The sequence below is a fragment of the Mycobacterium sp. genome (assembly GCF_047975165.1).
Taxonomy (GTDB): domain Bacteria; phylum Actinomycetota; class Actinomycetes; order Mycobacteriales; family Mycobacteriaceae; genus Mycobacterium.
Window position 1 is genome coordinate 1 of sequence record NZ_JBKECZ010000137.1, and the last position, 2,750, is coordinate 2,750.

5 protein-coding genes are annotated in these 2,750 nt (G+C 30.3%); 1 reads left to right on the top strand and 4 read right to left on the bottom strand.

Annotation, left to right across the window (positions count from 1 at the left end):
* Positions 1–595 precede the first annotated feature (595 nt).
* Positions 596–838 (top strand): hypothetical protein, encoded by a 243-nt coding sequence (locus tag ACK5M9_RS13245; RefSeq protein WP_416893623.1) that lies wholly within the window; start codon positions 596–598, stop codon positions 836–838.
* Between the two features lie 4 nt (positions 839–842).
* On the opposite strand, the gene ACK5M9_RS13250 is transcribed toward ACK5M9_RS13245, so the two are convergent.
* The 4 genes from ACK5M9_RS13250 to ACK5M9_RS13265 form a co-directional block, all read right to left on the bottom strand.
* Positions 843–1,136 (bottom strand): hypothetical protein, encoded by a 294-nt coding sequence (locus tag ACK5M9_RS13250; protein WP_416893624.1) that lies wholly within the window; start codon positions 1,134–1,136, stop codon positions 843–845.
* A 118-nt stretch (positions 1,137–1,254) separates the two neighbouring features.
* Complete coding sequence (locus ACK5M9_RS13255) at positions 1,255–1,413, bottom strand: hypothetical protein (protein ID WP_416893625.1); 159 nt, start codon at positions 1,411–1,413, stop codon at positions 1,255–1,257.
* 265 nt (positions 1,414–1,678) lie between these two features.
* Complete coding sequence (locus ACK5M9_RS13260; protein ID WP_416893626.1) at positions 1,679–2,011, bottom strand: hypothetical protein; 333 nt, start codon at positions 2,009–2,011, stop codon at positions 1,679–1,681.
* Positions 2,012–2,409: 398 nt separating this feature from the next.
* A partial coding sequence (locus ACK5M9_RS13265; RefSeq protein WP_416893627.1) for a site-specific integrase occupies positions 2,410–2,750 on the bottom strand: 341 nt, incomplete at its 5' end.

The following is a 2,750-nucleotide window of genomic DNA, read 5'->3' on the forward strand; positions in this document are numbered from 1 at the left end:
GGAGAAATCGTAACCTCAGAGAAAGTTGTCCATAATGATGAACCATTAAATAAATATCTTGATGAAGTAGTAGGTACAAGAGACCAAATCGAATGAGAAGAAGACACATCTATCATCCAAAAAGTTCAAGATAATAGTGATAAACTTGAAGAAAAAGTTAATACAAACTTAGGACTTATAAAAGGAGACGAATTAAGTATAAACACTTCATTCGTAGGTTTCAACGAAGGAGGTTTTATACAAATTGGTACGCACACCAAAGGAATAACCAACCCTAATAGTAGTAATAGAATTAATGGTTTAAACTCAGATTCAGAAGGAAAAATAACAGTGTTTCATAATTCACTTAATGATGGTAATCTAAGAGGACAAAGTTATATAAATTCAGCACTTAGAAAAACATTCTTATCATTAGCACAAGAACTTAATTTAACAACAGAACAAAAAGATAGAGTTTTAGCAACAATACCTGAAGAAATAGAAATCTCAATTAAAGAATAATAGTGAAAATATTGATAATAAAGAAAATAATTCTTTATCATTAAATAATGGTACATTCTCATTCTTACATCTTTCAACAGAATACACATTACAAATGTTAGCAAACACTGGTAAATATACTCAAATAAGATTTTATGATAATGGAAGTTCTATAAACTATAGAAAAGTTGATGAAACAGGTACTATTATAACCAATGGTGAATTAGCAACATTAAATGATATAACAAGAATAAAAATAGATACATATAAAGAAATGATAGAACTATTCCCAGAGAAAAAAGAAAAACTAGAGAAGATGATCAAATTACAAGAATTAGAATTAAATAAAAAAGAGTAGTAAACTACTCTTTTTCTTTAAGCTCTTTATCTATAAGTTTTTGCTCTTCTCTTTCTCTATCTATAATTTCTTGTACTTGTACTTCTTTTTCTGGTGCTAACAGTTTTACCATATCTAACATTGTTTTATGTCTTGCTGCTGTTATATCACCCATAACTGCTACAATTTCTTCATTGAAGCTATAAGTTGTATTTTTAGCATAAAATAATTGTCCACCTCTTTCATTATTTTTAGAATATATTCTGAAAAATTGTCCGTTGTCTCCCTCAACAGTAGCAGAATCTGAATGGAAATACATAAACTCTCTATCGTCAGAAACATTTTTTCTTAAAGATATATTACCCCTTTCAATAAGTGTTTCAACACCTGAAGTAGTTTTTGTTATATCAAGTTTGTTGGCAAGATAATCACTATTATTATTTACGTTTTAATTCTTGTAATCTCATTTCTTTTCTTTGTTTTCTTTCTGATGCTGATAATCTTCCAATACCAATAATTTTTATTAAAAACCCGTGTGATATAACCCCACCAGCAGTTCCTGTTGTAAGAGTTGAACCATTAATACCGAAGTTCATAATTGTATTATTATCAGTATGTATGGTATAACTACTAGTATAACCTAAGTTAGAGATTAAATTATCATTACTTCCTGTACCAACAAACTCTGTGAACAGTCTGAATTGTGCTCTACCAGCACTACCCGTTGTAGTATTTGCTAAGTATATTAAAATTTCTCTATAATTATCTATACTGTCTAATAGTTCTATGGTTTGTCCTTCTTCATTTAAAAGTTCAGTTGGCGTATTAAAAATAACTGTTGTTTCAAGTTTATCACTATTATTATTTAATTTGTATCTCCTCTACTATCTCACCTTTTTCATTTCTTATGGTTTTGTAAGTTCCTACTTGTGTTCTGTCTATTTTATATCTTATATGAGTATCACCATTATCTTCTGATACATCAAGGAATAAGTCGAAACCATTTGAAAGTCTACCAATTCTTAAACTTAAATATTCACTTGGATTGAAATCTGTTCCATTTTGAATAAGGTTTATATTACCACCTGTGAGTTCAATAGAAGAAGTACCACCACCACCTGTGTATTCTTTATCTAATTTTGTTTCAAGTTTATCACTATTATTCTTTAAATGTTGCAGCAATAAGTGTTTCAACTTCTTGTTTTTTATCCGGAGCTATTAATTTAACTACTTCCATTAAGAATGTTGTTGGTACTAAACTACCTACACTGTTTCACGTCGCACCACTGTCGTCAGTTGCTTCTACTTTAATTTGTTTATTAATTAAATATAATCTATAACCTCCACCATATTCTGCTATTACTTGTAAAGTAGGAGAACCAAACTCTTTACTTTCTCCCTCTGTTATATCTGCTAAGGAACCTATATAACCGTGTTGTCCGTTTCCTAATCCTAAGTCAATATTTACTTTTTTATCAATATTTTCACTATTATTGTTTACTTTTTAACATAGCGTTCTCTGCTTCTAGCATGGCAATTTTCTTCATCAAGTAATCTCTATCATTGAAGTCACCACCATCTGTGAATGCTTGTCATTCTCTCTTCAATGCTAATTGATTCTTCCTAATGTACGGTTCCATTTGTGCTAAGGAGCTGTGTCCCATTGCTTGTTGAAGAGAAACAACACTATGCCCCTTATATATCCATTCTGTTGCAAACGTTTCTCTAAAGGCATGTAAGTTAATCTCAACCCCACATCTCACCCCCAGTATCTTAGCTCTTTTGTATCTTGCGTTATATGTGTTTGGCCATATCTCTAAACGCCCTGTTTCCTCATAATATTTTTTAGCCAAGTCCTTAATTTCTTTACAAATATATACTTGTCTTGATGAGTTGGATTTCCCATCAATTGTCACTATGTCATTCTCAATAA